This is a genomic window from Paenibacillus sp. FSL R7-0272, from assembly GCF_037969905.1.
GTDB classification, from domain to species: domain Bacteria; phylum Bacillota; class Bacilli; order Paenibacillales; family Paenibacillaceae; genus Paenibacillus; species Paenibacillus polysaccharolyticus.
Genome location: NZ_CP150221.1, coordinates 4819884 through 4843358, shown reverse-complemented (window position 1 = coordinate 4843358; position 23475 = coordinate 4819884). Strand labels below are relative to the sequence as shown.

The window sequence follows — 23475 nt, the reverse complement described above, 5'->3', positions numbered from 1 at the left end:
TTTTTTATAAAATTGGACGTCCTACTGGATTACTCATCCATATGTATTTACAAACATCATAAGTAGGTCACTTCAATGGTTAAAGAGACGTTATGACTTTTTGTTAATCAAGTTTAAGATTACTTTAGATGTAAAGGCCTCACTTTTAGTATATAAAGATAGTTCTTTTCCGTTCAACTATGGGAGGTTACAAACTAGGAGCAGGAGCCCAAGTTTTTCTTTGAGTACTTTGAATACTCCTTCGTTCCTTGGTTAACGAGGAGTGGTCTCGATTGTATACGGATAAATATGAGTTTGGGCTGGTTGCACCTTCACTTGCAACGTTACACATGATATATTGAACGTAGTTCAACTGAAGGAGTGTGTTCATCATTATGGCACGTACACAGACACAAAAGGCACTACGCAAAGCAGAGCGGTCCGGACAATGGACCCCAGAGCAAAGCCGCAGAGTGAATGGAGATTATGGCGCATTATCGCAACATGTTCGCTTGACACCTACCAAGCACGAAAAATTGCAAAAGGTCAAACACAAGAAGCAAATCATCCAGGATGGTGGTGCTTCTTTTTATTTTATCTTCGAGCCGAGTAGGTCAGGAAAAAAGCCTGGATGAATGAACAAAAGAAAACGAAAGGATAATGATAAAAGATGATGAATGAACGAACGAATGGATGACGTATGGAAATAAAAAAAGGAGAAGCATGGAAGCTCCTCCCTGGATGCAATATACATTAAACTTATGACTGAACGAGATGAAGTACTTCCACGTTTGGATCCACATCGGCCTCATAATCGACGCCATCAGTTTCGAAACCAAACAGCTGGAAGAACTCGCGGCGGTAACCTTCAAGATCGGACAGGTCATAGATATTCTCGCTCGTAAGATCGTTCCAGATCTTCGCCACTTCCTCCTGTACGTCTGCTCTCATCTCCCAATCATCGATCCGAATGCGTCCTTGCTCATCTGTTGGTACTTCACCGCCAGCGTACAGACGATCCGCAAACAGCCGTTGTAACTGTTCGATGCATCCTTCATGCAGTCCTTTTTCCTTCATCACTTTGTACAATGCGGAAATATATAGTGGCACAACTGGAATAGCCGAGCTGGACTGTGTAACCAGTGCTTTGGCTACGGTAACGTAGGCACGTCCGCCTTTTGCGCTCAGTTGCTCATGCATTTTGCGCGCCGTTGCTTCCAGATGATCTTTCGCTTGACCGATGGAGCCTTCACGATAAATGGCTTGTGTCAGCTCAGGGCCGATGTAAGAGAAGGCAATCGTTGTTGCATTGTCTGCGAGTACGCCGCCTTGCTTCAGTGCATCCATCCACAGTTCCCAGTCTTCTCCGCCCATAACGTTAACCGTCTGACGAATCTCTTCTTCTGTCGCTGTTTCGAGAGTCACTGAAGTGATCTCACCTGTATGGAAATTGACGGTTTTGTTGGTGTACGCTTGTCCGATCGGCTTCAGCACGGAGTTGGACACTTCGCCTGTATTTGGATCGGTACGGCGTGCCGAAGCAACGCTGTATACGACCAGATCCACTTGACCCAATTCGCTGCGAATCAGTTCAACAGCTTTATCACGGGTTTCATTAGCAAAAGCATCACCGGTGATGCTGTAGGATTTAAGACCTGCGGCATCCGCAGCCTTCTCAAATGCCGCAGAGTTATACCATCCAGCAGAAGCTGTTCGTTTATCCGTAGAGCTGGAGGGACGGTAAATACCAATTGTATTAGCGCCTGCTCCAAAAGCGGAGACGATGCGCGAAGCCAGTCCGTAACCTGTGGACGCGCCGATGACGAGCACATTGCGGGGGCCTTGAATCTCTGGCTTGGATTTTACATAATTAATCTGCTCCTGCACTTGTGCCGCACAGCCGACAGGATGAGAAGTTGTACAAATAAAACCACGTGTTCTTGGTTTAATAATCATTGTTGTGGCACCCTTTCGTGTTCAATTCATGTGTAACATTGGATTGATTCATCATGCTTTTTTCGTACATTGTACGTATACATCCTCCCTATTGTAAAACAATTACGTTCGAAACGGAAACCGTTTTGTCAATTTTACTGGAAGGATAGCACGGGGGTGGCAATTCGGCTTTCATTTTGGGATGATGAGATGGTAGACTCGCTATAGAGAAAGAGTAGACTGTCATAATGAAAGGATAGACCTGTTATGCTGAAAGAACGGATCGAGTTTTTGAGCAAACGAAAACAAATCTCACGTAAGGACCTCGTAGAAGGTCTGGTTACGCAGGCGCATTTTGCAAACATCCTGGCAGAGCGTTATCCACTGCCTGAGGATTTGGCCGAGAGTATTGCTGAGCGCTTGGGTGTAAGCTCCTCCTATCTTTTGCGGACAGCAGTGCAGGATGAACAGACATTGGCACGAGCAGAAGCGATCTTTGTACAGATGTCGGCGCCAGCTTCGGCGATCCCGGAGGAAACGGTACATGCTCTGGAGGATCGGGATGATTCGTTTACGGTGGAACTGACGACTGCTCTAATGAAGGCAGTGTATTACCAGCAGTTAAATGACGCCGCCGCGCATGAATATATACATACCTCGTATCTGAATTTTTATTTGGAGAAGTATGGCCGCCCGGATGACGTGCAGCTACCTAGGCCGCTTACGAAGGCTTTGTTATTTTACAAAATCCAATATTACCGATCCAAGCATGCGTATGTGGACGTGCTCACTCATGTGACAAGACTGAGCGCCCTGACGGAGCCAGGAAGCGAGCTATGGCTGTCGATCCAAAATATTCAGATAGAGGCATACATTCATACCCGGCAGTATGAGGATGCGAAGCGCACATTTGAGCAGACGATGAAACATGTGTATGACCAGCGGTTGTTTCATCGTTTGTCTGGTCTGTATGTGGCATACAGCGGGTATTGCTTTACGATGGGACTGTTGCAGGAAGCTTTGTCCGCATTGTCGATGGCTGAGGCGAATCTGGTTTACGCCGGAAATCAGGGAGACTTGGTGACGGCCATTGCGAACAATCGAATCGTCATGTTGACGATGTCAGGGGAGTTAGATCAGGCACAGGCTGAGATTGAGCGTTTCGAAAGCTTGCTTCAGGGAGAAACGAATGAGACGCAACAGGCGATGAAGCCTTTGCTTTTGGTGTATCGCTGCGAGGTTGCCTCCGCTAGGAAAAGCTGGGGCATGCTGGCGCAAAGTGTGGATCAACTGTTAAGTTGTGCTGTCACAGAGGATCAGCGAATGAACGCGGTTTTTTATCAAAGTCAGCTGGCGCTCGCACACGGGGAACAGGACACCTTTATAACTCAAGCCCTGGCTTGTCTGTCGTATTTTGAGTCTGTGCAGCAACCGCTACGCCTGGAATCCCTATATGAAGGATTGGCTGTGGTGAGTGAGGATCAGCGGCGGTACAAAGAGGCTGCAGGTTATTATCGCAAGCTGGTGTATTTGCTACGGAGAACGAAGTAAAGGTTAAGTTTTAAGGCCGGTTGGGGCAGGTAAGGTAAGGTAGGTAAGGTAAATCGATTGAAGTTTGGAGGAAGGGAAAGCAGTGCAGGCATAAGGTGATCGGTTAAGGGAAATTAGGAAGTAGAGGGATAAGATAGAACAGATAGAGTAGGTCTGGAACGTATTGTGTATCGTAAGTATCGGACCGCTTGGCTAGATGCAGTAATGTAAAGGGATATAGATTGTAGCAGGGTAAGGTAAGGCAATGAGACAGGACAAGCAAAAGGTGAATTAAGAGTAGAGTAGATTAAGACAAGCCAGGATAGGACAATACAAGGAGGTTTATTTTCTAACGATCACCAGCGACGCTATTTCTGCGAATTTCAGGCGTTTGGTATCCTAACGATCACAGTGGAGCTTATTTTAGGAAAATCAGTGCCAAATTGGACTTTTTCTTTGTTTTTCAGTGAAATAAGCTCTCTGGTGATCGTTACAATTTCAGAAAGGCCTATTTTGCTCAAATAAGCTTATCTGAGATCGTTAGAATAAATAAATGGGTTGCAAAGCTTCAACTTCTCAGTAGAATATTTTAAATCTTGAAGATATATATGTGTGAATTTTGTGCGGTAGATGGTAGATGTATGCTGTAAGTTTGTCTTTATTGCTGAATGTTTGCTATAAGCGTGTCTTAAATGGAGTTGTACGCTGTAAGTGCATCATGAGTGTGCATTCGTCTAAAAATAGGAATTTGACTACTCTGAGTAACTGTAATCAGAGCCAAGTAACGGACAAATTCACAAAAATAAATGGCTTAATCCTCATTGAATCGGTTAGAACAACGTTTTTATTGGGAAAAAGCAAGCATAGCTACAAATAAATTGATGGAAAGTCGTCTCCAGCAGGACATTTCTTCGATTCTTTTGTATGTGTCCAGATCGGTATTCATACGGGCTATGTTGTGTTTATAATTAATCATACCCAATAAAAAACAAATGAGGTGTTCGATATGATGGGATGGTTTACACGTAAAAACAAACAGGAAGATGCGGTTGCCAAAGCGGATCGTGTAATGAACAAAGGGCTTACGGGCATGATGATGAAAGGATTTGTACCAAAGGAACATCGGGATGCCATCAACCAGAGTTTGGACTCGGCTAAGCAGGCACAACTCGCTGCAAGCGGATCGTTGCCTCTGACAGCAACTGGAACCGTGATCAGTGTAACGGATACGGGAAAATTAATTAATTTTGATCCCATTGTGGTGCTTGTACTTGAAGTTACTGAAACGGGTGGTCACACGTATCAACGCACAATGGAAACACTTGTATCCAAGCTGCAGATTCCGCGTGTGGGTGATCGTGTCGGTTTGGGACAGCATCCGGCGAATCCTTCTGAACTGATCTATATGGGACTTCTTTCGGTTTAGGTGGATTCATAGCGATAGATATTAATGCGACTATTCCGAATATAGGAAAAAATTTGAATTGTTAGTTTACGTGTTACAGATAACAACGCAAAGGAAACATACGCACCGAAGATATAACAAAAGATATCAAATAGTAAAAGTAAAAAGATTTATACAGCATAAATTAGATAGATAGGGTGATAGAGATGAGTCGTTTTTTTAGAGTAATTGGCTTACTGATGGTATTTGGGACAGGATTTTCCCCGTTCATAGCTCAGTGGCTGTGGGATGATCCGTTTATGGTCATGCAGGCGTGGTGGTTTAAACCGATACTTTTTGGAGGAATTGGCTTACTGGTCATTTCGTCTATATTCGGTACAAGTTTGGGTCAGCGCAAGATCAAATCAGGATTGCCGGCAGTGGGTGTGATCCAAAGCATTCAGCAGACGGGTACCTATATTAATGAGCAGCCGGAAGTGAAAATGATGCTGAAGGTGTCTCGTCAAGGTCGGGAAACATATGATACAGAATTAAGAACCATTGTTCCTCTGACTTCGCTGTCTCAGTTTCAGCCGGGAGCTATCATTCCGATTGTCGTTTCCGAGAAAGATGAGCGCAAAGTCGGGCTGGATCAGCATGGAACCGTGTCGCAAGAGCATATGCAGCAACTGTTGAATGAAAAGATGATGCAACAAGGTATAGCACCGGAAATGGTAGATATCGCACGTACAGGAGAGAAGGGGTTGGCTAAAATTCTGGACGTTACCCCTATGGGAAGTGGACAGAATGGCAACATCAAGTTACAGCTTAAACTTAGTATTACGAAGCCAAATGGTGAAACCTTTGAGGTGATTACGCAAAAAGAAATCCTGCCCTCTGCCATGTCACAGGTTCAGCAGGGACATATCATTAACGTATTTTATTCGCCGCAGGACCCTTCCAAAGTGGCCCTTGCTCTTCAAGTGCAGGAACAACAGTTGAATCATCTTTTCTCGTCTTAATATTCTCATCTTGATCTGCTTATCCTTAGCATCACTTTAAAAAAGCTGTACAAAATGGAACTGTAGCATTCTCGCGGTTCATTTCAGGAAATTAAAGTTATAATATTCGAGCGCCCTCCCCAAGTCAAAGCGGACGATGAACGGGAACGGCGCTCTTTATTTATATCTTTACAATTAAATTAAGAACGAGTGCTTGAAGAAGAGTGCATCAGCATTTCCCGGAAAGAGTGAAAAAGAGGCTGTGCGTAGTGTTCAAGCTGCTCCCGGCTGGGCTGTCCCTCTTCTGTTAATATATCGTGATCGAACCACACGACAGCATAATCATTGTCATCATTTGGTTTACTCGAATCCCAGCAGACAGGCCCCGCATGATCTTCATAGGAGGCAAATGGAATATATCCCCCCTTAATCAGTAATTCCGATGATGACCAGAGGTTACGTAATTCCCGCAGAGGGTAGTCAGAAGGTAGATTCGGTAATTCGATCGTAAATCCTTCATAGCGAAGATACACATTCAGAACATATCGGCTACTCAGATAGGCCGTATAGAGCGGCGGCAGAGAGAAAGATGAGCTATACGTACCCGAACCAGGATTAACATAATTAGCAACTAATTCGTTAATCTGATCTACTGTAACCTCCGAATCCAGCATTCTCCAGCGAACCCATTCTTCTTCATCAACCTCACCATCCTGCATATCCGAAGGCACGCCATAGTCCTCTTCTTCCATTTTGGCCGGATGAGACATGAGTATATCCCGGTGAGGAGAATCAAAATATGTGTCAAGCCAGCTTTTGATGAAAAGTCGATCTCGTTCCAGCACCTCTTTGTTAATCAGAGTGGTCACAACCCTTCAAGATTCATAATCCTTATATTTTTTATCTTCTTATTCTTATATCCTCGTATGCTTTTATTTTAAACGATACCGATTCGCATGCGATAGGAGAACAGCACTTCTTTTGATTTTCCGTCAAAAACAAGCTCTGCCCGGCGTCTGAAATCGTCCGCCATGTCATTCAATTCTGTGGCGCCCAGCTTCAAAGCTGTCTGGAGTCCGCCTTGGCTAAGAGCCAGGTTGGCATAACGCTCAGCTGTGAATGGCTCCTGATGATGGAACATAATTTCCCGGCTGTAACGGAACAGCCCGGATTGCTGGATCTGCTGTAAATGGCCTTCTTTGCTCCATTTATGTGCTTGTTGCTCTGTACTCGATAGACGTGAGGCGAGTTCATCCGCTGTACTCACCAGTTGCCGGTATGCTACTTCAAGTTGCCAGTCTAATACAGGCGGCCAGTCACAGTCGTAGGCAGCAAAAATACCGCCTGGACGCAGTACCCGTGCGAACTCGCGTAAGGTGGATTCCGGCTCCATCCAGTGAAACGACTGGGAGCAGGTCAAAATATCTACACTATCATCAGGAAGGCCGAGGTCATGAGACATTCCCGCCGCAAAGCGAAGCTGATCCGGTTTGCCTGCAGATTCCCATTTCGCAATGCCAACGGAGCGCATATCCTCGCTAGGTTCCACGCCGATTACTCGCTCGGCATAATCCAGCCAGATCCAGGTGGATAAACCTGTACCACAACCGACATCAGCCACGAAGCGTGGCCTTTTGCCCAGATAATGAGTCAAAATATCGACGACTTCGCGGGGAGCAGCGGGTCTGTTTTGATCATACAGTGTGCCAAATCCTTTAAAGCGTTCTACGTTATTGTGTCTGATCTGCTGATTCATGTATGTCCTCCCAACATCGCTAAATTCCTGTCGATCCTAATTTAAAATGAAATGGTATATATGCATACTATATTGTACCATCATCCTCGGTTTTGTGCCCATCATCTTCCAGTAAAAGCGCGACGGCCTCTTGATGTCTGCGAAGTAACTCTTTGCGCACCGTCAAAGGTGAGATCACCTTTATTTTTGAGCCAAAGGAGAGTAAGAATGAATAAAGCTGTTCACCCTCATCAATTGGAATAGAAACCCTTAGTTTCCCATCCGCTTCTTGCTGAATAATGGCGGGATCCAGCAGATCGTAAACACGATAAGCGATTGTTTGTTCAAACAGAAGTTCGATCAGAGTCTGTTTCTCAGACGGCTGGTTAGACTGTATCTTGATGTCTTGGTTTTCTCCGTGATAAGGTTCTTCTTTGACTCTATCTCCCTCCTCTGTCGATGGCCGAGTATGCTCATATGCGCCGGGCACAAAGCGAAGTTTCGTGATCCGTTTGATTTTGTACGTGACGAAGGTGTCGGGCGAATTGGATGTCACAGGGGGGGCTTGTTTTAAACCCTTGAAGTACCATGTATTGTTTTTAAAAATAAGCTTCACCGGCAACGCCGTCTCCTCACTCGCTTCTCCATTGGAATCGATATAGTGAAATGCGAGCAACTGACTTGCGAATATCGCCTGTTTCACCTGATTAAACAGTTGCATCTCTTGCTCGGGAATACTGCCCCACGGAGAATACTCAAATTCAATCCAGTCCAGTTTATGATCAAAAAGGGTCGTTAACCTGCCCAGCATTCGGGCGCTGTTCAGATGAGGAATGGCGCTGACGCTGTACAAGCCGAGCAAAATTTCATTCTGTTCATCCTCGCTCAGCAACGACTTGTCCATGACATAGTGATCCATCAGATGAATGCCGCCGTGCTTGCCCGTTGTTGTATAGACGGGGATGCCTGCAGCACTCAGGCGGTCAATGTCCCGGTATACGGTGCGAACCGATATTTCGAACAGGCGCGCAAGCTCCGGGGCAGTCGTTTTCTTTTTTTCCAGCAACAGCAACAACATTCGGAATAATCGGTTATGTTCCATGACCAAATTATATCATGACAACCCTTGTCAGGGTATGGGTGCTACACTTGGACTATAACGTTATAGTTCTCAGCGTATTTCAGTGGGTTGAAGATCACAGACGTGCTCTAGTAGCCGTCAACATTTAGAGGAGGAAACGCATCATGAAAATGAAAGATGGATTCTTTTGGGGCGGCGCGACGGCTGCCAATCAGTTTGAAGGCGGATGGAATAAGGATGGCAAAGGGCCAAGCACATCGGATATGATGACAGGCGGAACGCATACCACGCCGCGCCGAATTACACCTGTTCTTGAAGAGGGCACCTATTATCCGAGCCATGAAGCGGTTGATTTTTATGGACATTATAAAGAAGACATTGCGATGATGGCCGAGATGGGTTTCAAAATGTTCCGCATGTCGATCAACTGGTCTCGCATCTACCCGAACGGTGACGATCTGGAGCCAAACGAAGAGGGTTTGAAGTTCTATGATAACGTCTTTGCCGAGTTGAAAAAACACAATATCGAGCCATTGGTGACGATCTCCCACTACGAGACACCTTTTGGCCTGACACAAAAATATAACGGCTGGGCTTCTCGTGAAGTGATCGAGTTTTACATCCGTTATTGTACAACCCTCTTTAATCGTTATAAGGATCAGGTAAAATATTGGCTAACCTTTAACGAAATTAACTGTCTGACAATGCCGCTTGGTGCATATATGGCAGGTGGATTGTTGTTTGAAGGTAAAGAAACATTGACGGACGGCGTAGATCAGCCACAGACTCGGTTCCAGGCGTTGCATCATCAATTCGTGGCCAGTGCCAAAGCGGTGAAGCTGGGACACGAGATCAACCCGGATTTCAAAATCGGCTGTATGGTTGCTTTCATGACAACGTATCCGAACACGTGTAATCCTGACGATATTTTGCTTGCACAGAAGAAAGATCAACTGTCCAACATGATCTGTGGCGATGTACAGGTTCGGGGAGCGTATCCGGGATTTGCCAAACGTTTCTTCGCAGAAGAAGGCATCGAAATTCAAATGCAACCGGAAGATGAGCAAACGCTGCGCGAAGGCTGTGTAGATTTCTATTCCTTCAGTTATTACATGTCTCTCGTGGAGAGTGCAGATCCATCGCTGGATCGAGCGGAAGGAAATCTACTGGGTGGTATCAAAAACCCATATCTTGAGGCCTCCGATTGGGGCTGGCAGATCGATCCGAAAGGACTACGCTATACGCTGAACCACCTCTATGATCGTTATCAGGTGCCATTAATGGTTGTGGAGAATGGTCTGGGTGCGGTTGATGTAATTGAAGAAGACGGCTCCATTCAGGACGACTACCGGATTGATTATCTGAAAGGTCACATTGAGCAGATGAAAGAAGCGGTTGCAGACGGTGTTGACCTCATTGCTTATACAATGTGGGGCTGTATTGACCTTGTAAGTGCATCGACTGGTGAGATGAAGAAACGTTATGGTTTCATTCATGTCAACAAAGATAATGATGGCAATGGCGACTTGAGCCGTACACCGAAGAAAAGCTTCTACTGGTACAAAGATGTAATTGCTTCTAATGGAGAAAAATTGTAATTCAACAGCTGTAATCAAAAGATAACAAAACCCCAACGATCTTTCGGTCGTTGGGGTTTTTACGATGAAGCATGTAACATGCGACTAGGCGAAGCTTCTGGTTTGTAATTCGGACAGCCGCTGCAAATGACGTCTGTAGAACCAGATACAGGTGAATAACCAGCACCCGCTCAGAAAGTAACCGCCAACGACGTCACTAGGATAATGTACGCCCAGATAAATCCGGCTAATGCCGATCATCAGGATAAAGGCAGCACTGGCTGCAATCATACATACACGCCCGGTAAAGGTCGGGATATGCTTCCAGATCAGAAAAGCAAGTCCACCATAAAGGCTGAACGCCGCCATGGAATGTCCGCTGGGGAAGCTGTACCCGCTTACTTCGATAATGCGGTTAATAGTTGGGCGAGCTCGTTGAAACAGCAGTTTGATCACGGCATTCAATAGCGTAGAGCCTGCAAGCACGATGGCAAGAAAGAGCAGTTCGCGTTTGTGGCGTAGGAAAACATAGAGGATCAGCATGACAATGACCGTAATGACAACGACCTGAAGTTCGCTGCCGATCCAGGTGAAAAATTGCATAAATTGAGTCATGCCAGGCGACTCCATGCCTTGGATCAAGTCGATGAGTACAGCATCAAAGCGATGAATCTGGTTATCGCTAATGGACAGCGCAATGCTCATAAAAGCGGACAGGCATAACGCTGCAACGAGCAGCGGAATGGAGATTTTTTTCGTCAAATTGGGCTTCAAATGTTAAGTTCCTCCGTCATCCATGATGTTTTTGATTATAGTTATCGTTGTTGAACGAAAGTATTGTTCGCTCGAAACATAGTGTTAACATTCTACAATAAATCAAACAAAAACGAAAATGGAGACGTTAATAAGATAAGAGAGGCTTCAAGATAACTCAAAGGGGGAGAATGTAAGGATGAGGAGAGTGGGAGCGGCCGTTTTAGTTCTGTTGTTTTTTGTAGCAAATGTGATGATTTGGCCAGGGGAGCGGGCATACGCGTGCAGTTGTGTCGAATCCAGTGTCAAGGAGAAGTTGGAAACGTATAGCGCTGTATTTACGGGGAAAGTAGTCGAGATCGGAGGCGACTCCATAATCAGTAGTAGGGAATATAAGAAATATACGCTGGATGTAGACACGACCTGGAAAGGCGTAGATACAAAAAAGACAACCATATTGATTAATAATATGGGCGAAGGTGCCTGTGGAATAACATTGGCAAAAGATCAGTCTTATCTAATTTTTGCTAATCAGGATGATAAGGATGGCAAATTATACAGCAGCCTATGTAGCGGTAATCTTCAGATTGAACAGGCTAGAGAGGCAATTAATATGTTGGGCAAAGGCACTCCTGTAAGCTCTGATGATTTCACGGACAGCAGCAGTGGATATCGCAATCCGTGGATGATTTCGCTATATGCTGGGGGTGCAGTTGTCATACTTGCGCTGGTAGGTGGCTCGCTGTGGAGAAAGAAACAGCGGAGAGCATAATATTTATAGTTGAAGCATCTGTATTGTTATCATAGAAGAGTTGTATGTGATATATAGAAGGTTTGTATGAGAGCAGCCATATGAAGGACAAGAGCTGCAGTGAACGCAGCGTGCAGTGGAATTTACCTGACTAAACATCCCCTTATGGACCTATATACGCTCCGTAAGGGGATGTTGATTTTTCAGCTGTGTTTTTGATTTCGGTGGGTGATGACCATCCTATTCGGGATGATGCAACTCCATACTAACGCTGGAGCTGTACCATATAATCATGCGCAGTCACACCGAAGACCCGTTTGAAATGTCTGTTCAGATGGGTCAGATCGACAAAGCCGCAGTCAGCCACGGCGGTATAGATGTCTCTATGTTTCTCAAGCGATTGACGGGCATGTTCGACCTTGCAGTTCAGGAAAAATTGATAGGGTGAAAAGCCAGTATGGGCTTTGAATTCTCGGATAAATTGAAACTTGGACAGGCCGAATTCAGCTGATAGATCTTCCAGTTTCAGCACGTCTGCGGTGCTGCAAAACATAATCTCTTTTGCTTTGCGAACAAGACTGTCCTGAGGTTTCCAGAGCCTTGCAGGCTGTTCCTCCTGAGCGAGCATATGCACGAGTTCAAACAACCGGGTGCTACACTCGGCTTCGTCCTGTCTGTGCTGCACGGCATCGTTCAGCATGAGAATGCTTCGGGCAAGCTTCGGATCATAGACGATGGGAGTGGAGAAGCGAAGTTCTTTTTTACTCATAATTTCTTCAACTAATTCAGGCTTCAGGTAAAGCATCACATAATCAATACCCTCTTTATCATAGGAACTTCCATCATGTAATTGCTCGCGGTTAAACAACATGACGCCGTTCGGATGTGAGGCCTGATAGTGACCTTCCAGATGATATTGCTGAATACCGCGCAGCGTTACACCTACGGCATATTCCTCATGGCAATGCTTTTTATAAGTAAAATCGGTGAAGCTAGCGGATAGAGCCAGCACGTCTTCTGATCTTTTGTAGCTAAACTGTTCCATACCGCACACCTCCTCAGATGAAGTAAGTCGTTAGATTAGACCTGACACAATAATGGCTGAGTATATCAAAAAAAGAGCCATAAGCATACTACATGTTCGCTGGTAACGATTCAGCAAGGATCGAAAGATCGTGCCGAACACCACCCAGCTGGAGTAAGCCAGAAAACCAATACATGTAATCAGCATAACATAGAAGAACGCAGACCATGATTCTGCAGCGACGTAAGGAAGTACATAAGCTGGAATGACGGTGAAGGTAAACAGCACCACCTTGGGATTCACGAATTGCATCATTACACCGTTCCAAAAGCCTAATATAGCCTGGGGAGCGGCTTCAGTAGAGCCCATTCGATAGACCTGATAAGCGAGGTATAACATGTAAATGCCGCCGATGATCTGCATGACTTGCAAGATGCCTGGCAAGATGTCAGCGAGAAGCTGATTTAACAAAGCAGACGCGGTCAGCAACAAACCGAAAGCTAAGGTAGCTCCCCAGACATAAGGCATGGTGCGGCGTGCGCCTACTTTTTGTGTGGAGGAGAGAATGACAATATTGCTGGGACCAGGTGTGAAAGTGACAACGATGCAGTAGATTAAAAAGGTTAGTATATTCATGTTAAGCTCCTTCTTCGATGATAGATTCAAATTTCACGTTTATTGTCGTAATCATACGGCGGAGCAGACCAGAGCCATAGTACATTATTGCAGAAAGGTTCCCTTTTTGAATGATTGCGTTTACAATCGATAACGGAGTGAGGGTGTACAGACTGACATAGACCACTTGAGGAAGTGAACAAAAATGAAAAAAATGCTGCTGATCTATATTGTGCTGATTGCGGCGTTTGCATTGTATGTATTGAGATTTGAATATACCAGTCAGGTGAACAGCTCGTGGGAAAACCGCGGACTTCGCGGTGATCTGGGTGAGACGTACATGATGATTACGTTTCAGTCCGGGCTGGAATATTGGAAGAGCCCGCTGAAAGGTTTTGAGGATGCCGCGGATGCGCTGGGCGTGACCGTCGAATATCGCGGGGCTACACGGTATGATGCCAAAGAGCAGATCACGGTGATTGAGCAGGCCATTGCGCGCAAACCTGCAGGCATTGCTATATCCGCAATTGATCCAAAATCGTTAATTCCAGCGATCAATAAAGCAGTGGAAGCGGATATTCCTGTAATCCTGTTCGATGCCGATGCACCGGGGAGTCAGGCGTATTCTTTTTTGGGGACGGATAATTACAAGGCAGGCGTAACGGCAGCGGATAAAATGGCCGAGCTACTCGGTCGTGAAGGAGAAGTCGCTGTATTAACGTTGCCGGGACAGCAGAATCATGAGGAACGTACCAACGGATTCCGCGAAACGATTCAGCAGCGATACCCCAATATGCAGGTCGTCGAAATTGCGGATGGACATGGAGATACGTTGAAATCCCGGGATGAAACGATCCGGATGATGAAGGCACATCCGAAGCTGGCGGGTATATTTGTCACCGAAGCAACGGGAGGCGCCGGAGCTGGAGAAGCGGTGCAAAATACAGATCCAGGCAATGGCCAGAAGCTGCACATCATCTCGTTTGACACAAATAAAGCGACACTTGATCTGATCCAAAATGGTACGATATCGGCTACGATTGCACAAGGGACCTGGAACATGGGGTACTGGTCACTCCAATATCTGTTCCATCTGCACCATCACTTGACCGTGCCTGCGCCTTCGCCTTCAGGGGAAAATGCACCGCTGCCTGTAACGGTAGATACGGGGATCTCGGTCGTGACACGTTCAAATGTGGATGATTATTATGCCAAATAAACAGAGAACATGGCGCTCTGAGCTTGTGAACGGTGTACGCCGCCTGCGTCTGCGTAACATGCCATTACGATACCAATTGATGCTTTTATTTCTGCTTTTTGCCATCGTGCCATCCGTCGGTTTGGGTCTGCTCGTGAATTGGACGGTAGAACGAGTCGTGGAGCGACAGGTAGAGGGACATACGATGCAGCTGATTGGCAAGGTCAATGAAGCGTTGAATACCAAGATGGAGAATTTGCAAAATATGACCTACCTGATTGCATTCGAACCAGACGTCAATGCTTTCATGGACGAGAAGATCGGTGGAGACGGGAACACACGTGAACATGAACGCGTCGAAAGACAAGCCAGCCAAGCGTATACGGAATCTGAACAGAACCGTTTGTATGGCATCAAACAGACGTTGCAAGGATTCACCACGTTGTACCCGGAAATTGCGGGCATCGTGCTTGTGAACGGCAACGGTGACTATATAAGCAATGAGATGTATCCTCGAACGGAGCAACGTCTGACCGAGGAAGAGTGGTATCGGAAGGCTGCAATGCAACCAGGGATTTTCACGGTACTGGGTCAGCCGCGGGAGCGCAACATGACCACCCATGTCCGGTATAAGGATGATGAGATTGTATCGGTCGCCCGCTCTGTCACGGATGAAACGACCGGGCTCGTGAAGGGAGCTGTACTAATTGATCTCAAGCTGAGGTCCGTTTCACAGGCGGCTCGTAATGTAACCCTTGGCAAATCCGGGTATGTCATGGTCACCGATGCCGAAGGACAAAGTGTATACAGACCCGAACATCCGCTCATTGAACATATTCCGGCGAGCTGGTTTGCTTCGGGAGAGGGCGGAACGTTTACGAAAGATGTGGATGGCGAAGCGTTATTATTCATGTATCAGTCATCTACCTTTACGGGCTGGAGAACGGTGGGGGTGTTTCCAACCAAAGAGTCGATCTCCGAGGTGCGACAGATTCAGTTCTATGTGGTTAGTTTTGTCTTTGTCGTGTGTTTGTTTGGTTTGAGTGCATCCTTGTGGTTTTCCCGCTCCATTGCGCAGCCGATCTTCCGGTTGATGTCTTATATGCGCAGAGCCGAAACGGGCAATCTCAACGCAGGCCGGTGGAGTGATCGTGCCGATGAGATCGGTATGCTGGGAAATAGTTTTAACCGAATGCTGAGCCAGATTCGTCAGCTGATTACGCTGAATGAACTGAGGGAACGGCAGAAACGGGATGCCGAGATGCGCAGTTTGCAGGAGCATATCAAGCCTCATTTTTTATATAATACGCTGGATACGATTCACTGGATGGCTCGAAAAGAAGGCGCTGACGGTGTGTCTAATATGGTTGGGGCACTGTCCCGTTTGTTCCGAATCGGACTCAGCAAAGGACAGGATTATATTCCCCTACACTCCGAGCTGGAACATATCAGCAGTTATCTGCAGATTCAGCAGACCAGATATCGGGATCGTCTTGGATACACCATCCATGTCCCGGAAGAATTGCAGAACTTGTATGTACTTAAGCTGTTACTCCAGCCTTTGGTAGAAAATGCGATATACCATGGGATCAAGGGCAGACGAGGCCCAGGCCACATTGTCATAGAAGGGAATGTGGAGCAGGGGCGGCTACATCTGACAATTAAGGACGACGGAGCCGGAATGAGCGAAGAACGACTGGCGGAGATGCTGCAGCTGCTGGATATGCCCATGGAGAGTCTGGAATCAACCTCGCCGGAGTGGACGGGTAAAAGTTACGGGATGCTGAATGTACAGGCACGATTAAGATTATCATTTGGCAGTGACTATGGGATTTGGCTGGACAGCAGGCAGGGTGAGGGAACCCGCGTTACGATTATTCATCCACTGATGCGGGATATGCCTGTAACAATACCTCCCCGGGTTGAGCCCCAAGATAACCAAGATCGACAAGAGAAGGAGTGGAGAAGGCTGTGGATTATACAGTGACACCCGTCAATGCCAATGCAATGGATAACCTGTATCGTGTGCTGATTGCCGACGATGAACCGATTATTCGAGAAGGAATCCGAGAGGCTATGGATTGGGCTATGCTTGGCATGGAGGTTGTCGGTGAAGCTGAGGACGGTGAAGAAGCACTTGAACGGGCAGTTGAGCTGAATGTACATGTCGTGCTAGTCGATATGAATATGCCGTTCCTGAATGGGATTGAACTGATTCGTGCTTTACAGGAACAGTGCCCCGGGGTTCGGTATCTGATCATATCGGGGCACGATGAATTCGCTTATGCCCAAGAAGCGGTTCGTCTCGGGGTGGAGGATTACATCCTGAAGCCTGTACAAGCAGACCAATTGAGAGCTGCACTGGAGCGGTTACGTCAGCGTCTGGATGAGGAGCATCAGCGGACAGCCTATGTCAGACAGGCGGCAGAGCAGATTGAACGCAATATTCCGCTCCTTCGTCAGCGATTTTGTCAGGAGTGGATGAAAGGACAGGTAGATGGTAATAGTCTGATGGAGCAACTTGCTTTTCTACATCTGCCGTCTGTATCGCCTGTACAAGTTGGAGTGGTGCGTTGGCCTGCTGCCGAGGCGCGTCAGACCATACTGAGGGAGAATGATCGTCAGCTGTTTCTGTATGCCATGGAAAATATCATAGCAGAACTGCTCGGAGATCATCCGCACGTGCTCTTTCGTGATGCTAGTAGTGTTATCGGGATCTGCCTGTGGCAGGAGACCCCTGAGGAGATTGCACTCCTGCTGGAGCAGCAGATTAGTGCTTGCCTGAACATCGCTGTTCATGCCCATGTTGAACCTCATAGGGGGACGCTGGAAGAGGTGCCGGGTACGTATCGGCATTGCCGTGAACAGGTATATGAAGAAGTGAAGCTCTCTCCGCTCGTTCGCAGGGCAAGGCAGCTGATTCAGGAGGAGTACGCAGAACGGGAGTTGACGCTGGAATCACTCGCATCCCGTTTGCAGGTGTCGGCAGTATATCTCAGTCGTGTGTTGAAAAAAGAGTTGAACGACTCGTTCGTTACTCTTGTCACTCATACTCGTATTCGTAAAGCCGCACAGCTACTGGACTCCACGTCGCTCCCGATCCATACCATCGCTGAACGGGTAGGGTATGATACACAGCATTATTTCAGCACAGCGTTCAAAAAAACGATGGGTATCTCGCCTGCCCAATATCGTAAAAATGGCGGAACAGACAGTTCCAGCGCAGGCTCTGTGTAGATTTCGAAGCTTCATCGGAAGTATGGATATCAATAGGCTACAAACAAACCCACCGTTACAGGTTAACCACCTGTGGTGGGTTTTTCGTTTGCCCTTTTCCATCAAAAGTTAAATTTTTATAAAAAAGGTTCAAAACCTGCAAAGACCTTGCTCGCTGCGAAATGCTACCATGAGATACAGAGAGGGACAATAAGTTAGACGATACTCTATGAGATGTAAGCGTTATCTTGAGATTCCAACTGAACGCGATGACGTGAGGAAAGGGGAACTTCATATGAAAAAAGGAGTAATACTCATCTGGCTTCTGGTAATGTCCGTCATGCTCTCAGCCTGTAATCTGGCTGAAAGTGATGTGGGAAGCAAGGAGAAAGGATATGTCGGCATATCCATGCCTACCAAATCATCGGAACGCTGGGTGGGAGACGGAGAGAATATGGTTCGTCTGTTTCAGGAGCAAGGTTACAAAACAGATCTTCAGTACGCCGAAGACGTGGTTGAGAATCAAATCTCCCAGATTGAGAACATGATTACCAAAGGCGTTGATGTCATGGTCATTGCATCTGTTGATGGCAACACGCTAACCGATGTCATCAAGAAGGCACATGATGAAGGCATTCAGGTCATCTCGTATGACCGGCTTATTCGTAACACGCCATATCTGACTTACTATGCTACGTTTGACAACTTTAAAGTCGGGGTGCTGCAAGCCTCCTATATTGAACAGAAGCTGGGGCTTAAGGATGGCAAGGGGCCGTTTAACATTGAATTGTTTGGTGGATCACCGGATGACAACAATGCATACTTTTTCTTCGACGGTGCAATGTCCGTGCTCAAGCCCTATATCGACTCTGGCAAACTGGTCGTCCGCAGCAAACAGATGACGATGGCGCAAATTGCCACACTGCGCTGGGATGGGGCTTTGGCCCAATCAAGGATGGATAACCTGCTGAGTGCTTACTATTCAGGCGATAATCTGGATGCGGTATTATCTCCGTATGACGGAATCAGTATCGGGATTATCTCATCTCTGAAAGGCATTGGCTACGGCAAGCCGAACAAACCGCTTCCCGTTATTACAGGGCAGGATGCGGAACTTGCATCGATCAAGTCCATTGTGGCCGGAGAGCAGACCCAAACGGTCTTCAAGGATACACGTAAGCTCGCCGAGAAAACGGTGGAGATGGCTAACAGCATTTTGCAAGGAAAACAAGCAGAGGTGAATGACACAAAGTCATATAACAACGGATTAATGGTTGTTCCTGCGTATCTGCTCGACCCGATCTCTGTAGATCGTACCAATGTGGAAAAAGATATTGTAGGCAGCAAGTATTACACCAAAGAAGAAATAGGCCTACCGTAAAGTGTGATGAAATAGGTAGGGCGCTCATAAATGCGATGCAAAAGATCGGTGTGCCATAACGCATCATCCAAGGAAAGGAGCACATGCCATGACGGACATTATTCTTGAAATGAAGAACATTACCAAAACGTTTCCGGGCGTCAAAGCGCTAGAGAACGTCAACCTGAAAATTCGGGAAGGCGAGATTCATTCCATCTGCGGCGAGAATGGCGCAGGCAAGTCTACGCTGATGAAGGTGCTTAGCGGAGTATACCCGCATGGAAGCTATGAAGGGGACATTTTGTTCCGCGGTAAGACGTGTGAGTTCAAAGATATCAAACAGAGCGAGGATCTGGGCATTGTCATTATTCATCAGGAGCTCGCGCTGATCCCGTATCTCTCCATTGCGGAAAATATATATCTGGGCAATGAGCGTGCAAGCAGAGGCATCGTGAATTGGAAGGAAACCTTTATCGGGACACGTGAACTACTTGGCAAAGTAGGTCTGAATGAAAACCCGAACACGCTGGTATCCAGCATCGGGGTAGGTAAGCAACAACTGGTTGAAATTGCGAAAGCGCTCTCCAAAAAAGTACGTCTGCTTATTCTGGATGAGCCTACCGCAGCGTTGAATGAAGATGACAGTGAAAATCTGCTGCAACTGATGCTGGAATTCAAAAAGCAGGGCATCGCGTGTATCCTCATCTCTCACAAGCTGAACGAGGTGTCCAAGGTCTCGGATGCGGTGACGATCCTGAGGGATGGCAAGACGATTGAAACGCTCGATATGAAAAAGGATAACGTCACCGAGGATCGCATCATCAGCGGCATGGTTGGACGGGACCTGACGAGCCGCTACCCTGAACGTCATGCCACGATTGGTGACGTGGTGCTGGAAGTGAAAGACTGGACGGTGTACCACGAGCATCAGGCCGAGCGCAAGGTGCTGGATCAGATCAACATGAACATCAGACGTGGCGAGATCGTAGGGATCGCGGGACTGATGGGCGCAGGACGTACAGAGCTTGCAATGAGTATTTTCGGCAAATCATATGGCCGTAACATCTCGGGGCAGCTGATCAAGGATGGCAAGCCGATTCAGAATAACAGTGTGACCGAGGCGATTCAGAATGGTTTTGCTTATGTGACGGAGGATCGCAAGGAATATGGCCTTATTTTGATGGATGATATCAAACGCAATATTTCCCTCACCGGACTTGGTAAACTGACCCGTAACGCCGTTGTGAACGAGCAGGAGGAAGTGCTGGTTGCGGAAGAGATGAAGAAAAGCATGAACATCAAGGCACCAAACATCCTGCAGAAAACCGGGAATCTGAGCGGAGGTAACCAGCAGAAGGTGGTACTGAGCAAATGGATTTTTGCCGGGCCGGATATTCTCATTCTGGATGAGCCGACACGCGGGATCGACGTAGGTGCCAAGTTTGAAATTTATACGATTATCCACCGGCTTGCTGCCGAAGGTAAGGGTGTGCTGGTGATTTCATCGGAGCTGCCGGAAGTGCTGGGTCTGTGTGACCGGATCTATGTGATGAATGCCGGACAAATTACGGGTGAAGTCAGCAGGGAGCAGGCATCGCAGGAAACACTGATGAGATATATGACCAAGTCTGGAGGCGGTAAGCATGGAAACGGTAACTAAACTGTTCAAAAATAATATACGTCAATATGGCATGATCATTGCCCTTGTTGTCATTATGCTTCTATTTGAGGTGTTAACTAGTGGGCTGTTGCTCAAACCAATTAATATTACGAACCTGATTTTGCAAAATAGCTACATTCTAGTCCTGGCCATTGGTATGGTGCTGGTCATTATCACAGGGCATATCGACTTGTCCGTCGGTTCCATTGCGGCCTTTGTCGGTGCTGTAGCCGCCATTATGATGGTGGATTGGCAGTTGCCAGCTTGGCTCGCAGTCATTGCTTCCCTGCTGGTCGGTGCACTCATTGGTGCATGGCAGGGCTTCTGGATTGCGTATGTGCGGATTCCCGCCTTCATTGTTACGCTTGCCGGCATGTTGCTCTTCCGTGGTCTGACGATGATTGTACTGGAAGGGCAGTCGATATCTCCTTTCCCTGCTGGATTCCAGAAAATCAGCTCCGGTTTCCTGCCGGATGTTCAATTCTCTGGTCTGGGTCTGGTATCTATCATTGTGGGGATTGCGCTCACGATCTGGTACATTGTGAATGAACTGCGGGAACGTGCTTCCCAGCGCAAGTATGGCTTTGAGGTGGTATCGCAAGGGCTGTTCCTGCTTAAGCTGATTGTAGTGGCAGCGGTAACGAACCTCTTCACCTTTGTACTGGCAAGTTATGCGGGTATTCCGAACATTCTGGTGCTTCTGTTTGTTCTGATCGTGGTGTATTCCTTTGTCATGAATCGTACCGTGATGGGACGTCATGTGTACGCACTCGGCGGCAATGAGAAGGCGGCAGGGCTATCCGGGGTCAAAACGAAAAAAGTGACGTTCTGGGTATTCGTGAACATGGGTACACTTGCGGCTGTATCGGGTCTGATCTTCGCCGCACGTCTGAATGCGGCTACGCCAAGAGCGGGTACGAACTTTGAGCTGGATGCCATTGCAGCCTGCTTCATCGGCGGAGCGTCAGCTTCGGGCGGAATCGGCACCGTATTCGGTGCGATCATCGGTGGTCTGGTTATGGGTGTGCTGAACAACGGGATGTCCCTGATCGGCCTGGGTATTGACTGGCAGCAAGGAATCAAAGGATTGGTGTTGCTGCTGGCAGTGGCATTTGATATCTATAACAAAAATAAACGAGCTGCTTAAGAGTAGTGAGAGCTAAAGAAAGGACCCTGATCTAATGATCAGGGTCCTTTTGGTGCATAAGAACCATAAGTCGTCCACCATATGCCGTCCGTTATACTGCACAAGAAGCTACATCAGTGCGCCTATAAAACGTGTAGCAATCCCAAAGTAGATAAACAGGGACAAGATATCATTTAGCGTTGTAATTAACGGGCCGGATGCCACTGCGGGATCAACCTTGAAACGGCTGAGCAGGAGCGGGATGCATGTGCCTGTCAGTGTACCGATGATTAGCGTGAGAAACAGGGATACACCGATAATCATCCCGAGCAACCAGTCTCCTTGCCAGAAATAAGCAATGACCGTAATCAGCAGACCACAGACAAGACCGATCATCGTACCGACTTTAATCTCTCGTCCAATCAGAGCGAGTACCGTTGACTTGTCCAGCTTGCGTCCAATAAGTCCGCGTACGACGACAGCAAGGGATTGCGTCCCTGTATTTCCCGTCATACCCGCAATCATAGGCATGAAAAACGCAAGAGCCACAACCTGATTCAGTGTATCTTCAAAAAAATCCACAATGCTTCCCGAGATCAAGCCGATCAATAACAGCAAAATAAGCCAAGGCAACCTGCGTTTGACCGCAACGAGCGGTTTGGTATCAAAATCAATATCTTTACCACCACCGCCCATTTTGGCGAGGTCTTCGCTGGCCTCATCCATAATGATGTCAATGACGTCATCCATCTGGATGATCCCGCACAGCCTATTATTCTCATCGACGACCGGAACGGCGATGAATTCGTAACGCTGGAGCAACTGGGCAGCCTCTTCCTGATCCATATCTACGGTGGCATGAATGACACGTCTGGTCATCAGTTGTTCAACCTTGGTTTTGTCATCGGCCAGAGCAAGCGAGCGGTAACTAACGACACCAGCTAGCTTACCCTCATCGTCAATGACATAAAGGTAACTGGACGGGGAGAGGTGCAGCGTACCTTGTGATTGCTTCAGTGCTTCCTTTGCTGTGTCGTGGGTGGACAATGTACGATAGCGGTCGGTCATGATCCGCCCGGCAGTTTCTGGTGGATAGCTGAGTACAGAGCGAATGATGGCTGAGTGATCCAGATTCATGCTGGATAACAATTCTTCCCTGCGTTTTGCGGGCAGGTCGTGCATGAAGCGAATGAGGTCACTTTTGTCCATCTGCTGCATGACTTCCAGCGTACGCTCTGGTCCGAGTCGTTCAAACAGTTCAGCCTGCTCGTGCAGCTTTAGGTTTTCGGCCAGATCGGCAAGTGTATCCGGTTTAAATAGAAGAAGAAAACGATTCTTTTCGTCTTCAGGGAATTTTTTATAGATGAGTGAAAGATCATAGGGACGCAGTTCCTTCACCAGTTTATAGAATTCCGGCAGATTCTGGGATTGTACATACTGTGTCAGTTGCTGGGTGATCTCCTCAACGGAGAGCTCTTTATTGGTTTGAGAACCGTTCATAATGACACTCCTTTCCTGAATGGTGCGCTTCATATTTTTAAACGGAATGC

General features: G+C 47.1%; 20 protein-coding genes. 12 read left to right on the top strand and 8 right to left on the bottom strand.

Going from position 1 to position 23475, the window contains the following annotated elements:
- Window positions 1-374 precede the first annotated feature (374 nt).
- Complete coding sequence (locus MKY23_RS21460) at window positions 375-614, top strand: hypothetical protein (RefSeq protein WP_339832094.1); 240 nt, start codon at window positions 375-377, stop codon at window positions 612-614.
- A 124-nt stretch (window positions 615-738) separates the two neighbouring features.
- Here the strand turns inward: MKY23_RS21460 and fabV are convergent, their stop codons facing one another.
- Window positions 739-1935, bottom strand: coding sequence for an enoyl-ACP reductase FabV (gene fabV / locus MKY23_RS21455; RefSeq protein ID WP_090915423.1), 1197 nt, complete (start codon window positions 1933-1935; stop codon window positions 739-741).
- 246 nt (window positions 1936-2181) lie between these two features.
- On the opposite strand from fabV, the gene MKY23_RS21450 reads away from it, so the two are divergent.
- The 3 genes from MKY23_RS21450 (at window position 2182) to MKY23_RS21440 (ending at window position 5850) form a co-directional block, all read left to right on the top strand.
- Window positions 2182-3465, top strand: coding sequence for an XRE family transcriptional regulator (locus tag MKY23_RS21450; protein ID WP_339832092.1), 1284 nt, complete (start codon window positions 2182-2184; stop codon window positions 3463-3465).
- Window positions 3466-4450: 985 nt separating this feature from the next.
- Window positions 4451-4870: a hypothetical protein gene (locus MKY23_RS21445; RefSeq protein WP_186809599.1), complete on the top strand. Its 420-nt coding sequence runs from the start codon at window positions 4451-4453 to the stop codon at window positions 4868-4870.
- Window positions 4871-5055: 185 nt separating this feature from the next.
- Window positions 5056-5850, top strand: coding sequence for a hypothetical protein (locus MKY23_RS21440; RefSeq protein WP_090915418.1), 795 nt, complete (start codon window positions 5056-5058; stop codon window positions 5848-5850).
- Between the two features lie 179 nt (window positions 5851-6029).
- Here the strand turns inward: MKY23_RS21440 and MKY23_RS21435 are convergent, their stop codons facing one another.
- The 3 genes from MKY23_RS21435 to MKY23_RS21425 form a co-directional block, all read right to left on the bottom strand.
- Window positions 6030-6698 (bottom strand): hypothetical protein, encoded by a 669-nt coding sequence (locus MKY23_RS21435; RefSeq protein ID WP_339832085.1) that lies wholly within the window; start codon window positions 6696-6698, stop codon window positions 6030-6032.
- Window positions 6699-6766: 68 nt separating this feature from the next.
- The gene (locus MKY23_RS21430; RefSeq protein WP_339832083.1) at window positions 6767-7585 is read right to left on the bottom strand and encodes a class I SAM-dependent methyltransferase; all 819 of its coding nucleotides are present in this window, start codon (window positions 7583-7585) and stop codon (window positions 6767-6769) included.
- Window positions 7586-7652: 67 nt separating this feature from the next.
- Complete coding sequence (locus MKY23_RS21425; protein WP_222591816.1) at window positions 7653-8666, bottom strand: YafY family protein; 1014 nt, start codon at window positions 8664-8666, stop codon at window positions 7653-7655.
- A gap of 143 nt (window positions 8667-8809) precedes the next feature.
- Between MKY23_RS21425 and MKY23_RS21420 the strand changes: the two genes are divergently transcribed.
- A complete protein-coding gene (locus tag MKY23_RS21420; RefSeq protein WP_339832079.1) occupies window positions 8810-10243 on the top strand; it encodes a glycoside hydrolase family 1 protein in 1434 nt (477 codons plus the stop codon).
- An 84-nt stretch (window positions 10244-10327) separates the two neighbouring features.
- Here the strand turns inward: MKY23_RS21420 and MKY23_RS21415 are convergent, their stop codons facing one another.
- A complete protein-coding gene (locus MKY23_RS21415; protein ID WP_339832077.1) occupies window positions 10328-10984 on the bottom strand; it encodes a phosphatase PAP2 family protein in 657 nt (218 codons plus the stop codon).
- 190 nt (window positions 10985-11174) lie between these two features.
- Here MKY23_RS21415 and MKY23_RS21410 point away from each other — a divergent pair, with 190 nt between their 5' ends.
- Window positions 11175-11747, top strand: coding sequence for a hypothetical protein (locus MKY23_RS21410; protein WP_154983354.1), 573 nt, complete (start codon window positions 11175-11177; stop codon window positions 11745-11747).
- A gap of 244 nt (window positions 11748-11991) precedes the next feature.
- On the opposite strand, the gene MKY23_RS21405 is transcribed toward MKY23_RS21410, so the two are convergent.
- Both MKY23_RS21405 and MKY23_RS21400 read right to left on the bottom strand, forming a co-directional pair.
- Window positions 11992-12771 carry an AraC family transcriptional regulator gene (locus tag MKY23_RS21405; RefSeq protein WP_154957963.1) on the bottom strand — a complete coding sequence of 260 codons (780 nt, stop codon included), beginning with the start codon at window positions 12769-12771 and terminating at the stop codon, window positions 11992-11994.
- 30 nt (window positions 12772-12801) lie between these two features.
- Entirely contained in the window at window positions 12802-13386 is a 585-nt protein-coding gene (locus MKY23_RS21400) for a LysE family transporter (RefSeq protein ID WP_154957962.1), read from the bottom strand.
- Window positions 13387-13570: 184 nt separating this feature from the next.
- On the opposite strand from MKY23_RS21400, the gene MKY23_RS21395 reads away from it, so the two are divergent.
- The 6 genes from MKY23_RS21395 to mmsB all read left to right on the top strand — a co-directional run bounded on the left by MKY23_RS21395 (window position 13571) and on the right by mmsB (window position 21946).
- Window positions 13571-14584, top strand: coding sequence for a substrate-binding domain-containing protein (locus MKY23_RS21395; protein WP_154983353.1), 1014 nt, complete (start codon window positions 13571-13573; stop codon window positions 14582-14584).
- Window positions 14565-16550 (top strand): sensor histidine kinase, encoded by a 1986-nt coding sequence (locus MKY23_RS21390; protein ID WP_339832073.1) that lies wholly within the window; start codon window positions 14565-14567, stop codon window positions 16548-16550. Before MKY23_RS21395 ends, MKY23_RS21390 begins: the two co-directional genes overlap by 20 nt.
- Before the next feature lie 20 nt (window positions 16551-16570).
- Window positions 16571-17800 (top strand): response regulator, encoded by a 1230-nt coding sequence (locus MKY23_RS21385; protein WP_339839613.1) that lies wholly within the window; start codon window positions 16571-16573, stop codon window positions 17798-17800.
- Window positions 17801-18074: 274 nt separating this feature from the next.
- A complete protein-coding gene (chvE, locus tag MKY23_RS21380) occupies window positions 18075-19160 on the top strand; it encodes a multiple monosaccharide ABC transporter substrate-binding protein (RefSeq protein WP_090915392.1) in 1086 nt (361 codons plus the stop codon).
- Window positions 19161-19248: 88 nt separating this feature from the next.
- A complete protein-coding gene (mmsA, locus tag MKY23_RS21375; RefSeq protein ID WP_154983351.1) occupies window positions 19249-20799 on the top strand; it encodes a multiple monosaccharide ABC transporter ATP-binding protein in 1551 nt (516 codons plus the stop codon).
- Complete coding sequence (gene mmsB, locus MKY23_RS21370; protein ID WP_123062814.1) at window positions 20783-21946, top strand: multiple monosaccharide ABC transporter permease; 1164 nt, start codon at window positions 20783-20785, stop codon at window positions 21944-21946. The genes mmsA and mmsB overlap by 17 nt, the downstream gene beginning before the upstream one ends.
- Before the next feature lie 108 nt (window positions 21947-22054).
- Here mmsB and mgtE read toward each other — a convergent pair whose 3' ends face one another.
- The gene (gene mgtE, locus MKY23_RS21365) at window positions 22055-23425 is read right to left on the bottom strand and encodes a magnesium transporter (RefSeq protein ID WP_339832065.1); all 1371 of its coding nucleotides are present in this window, start codon (window positions 23423-23425) and stop codon (window positions 22055-22057) included.
- Between the last annotated feature and the right edge of the window lie 50 nt (window positions 23426-23475).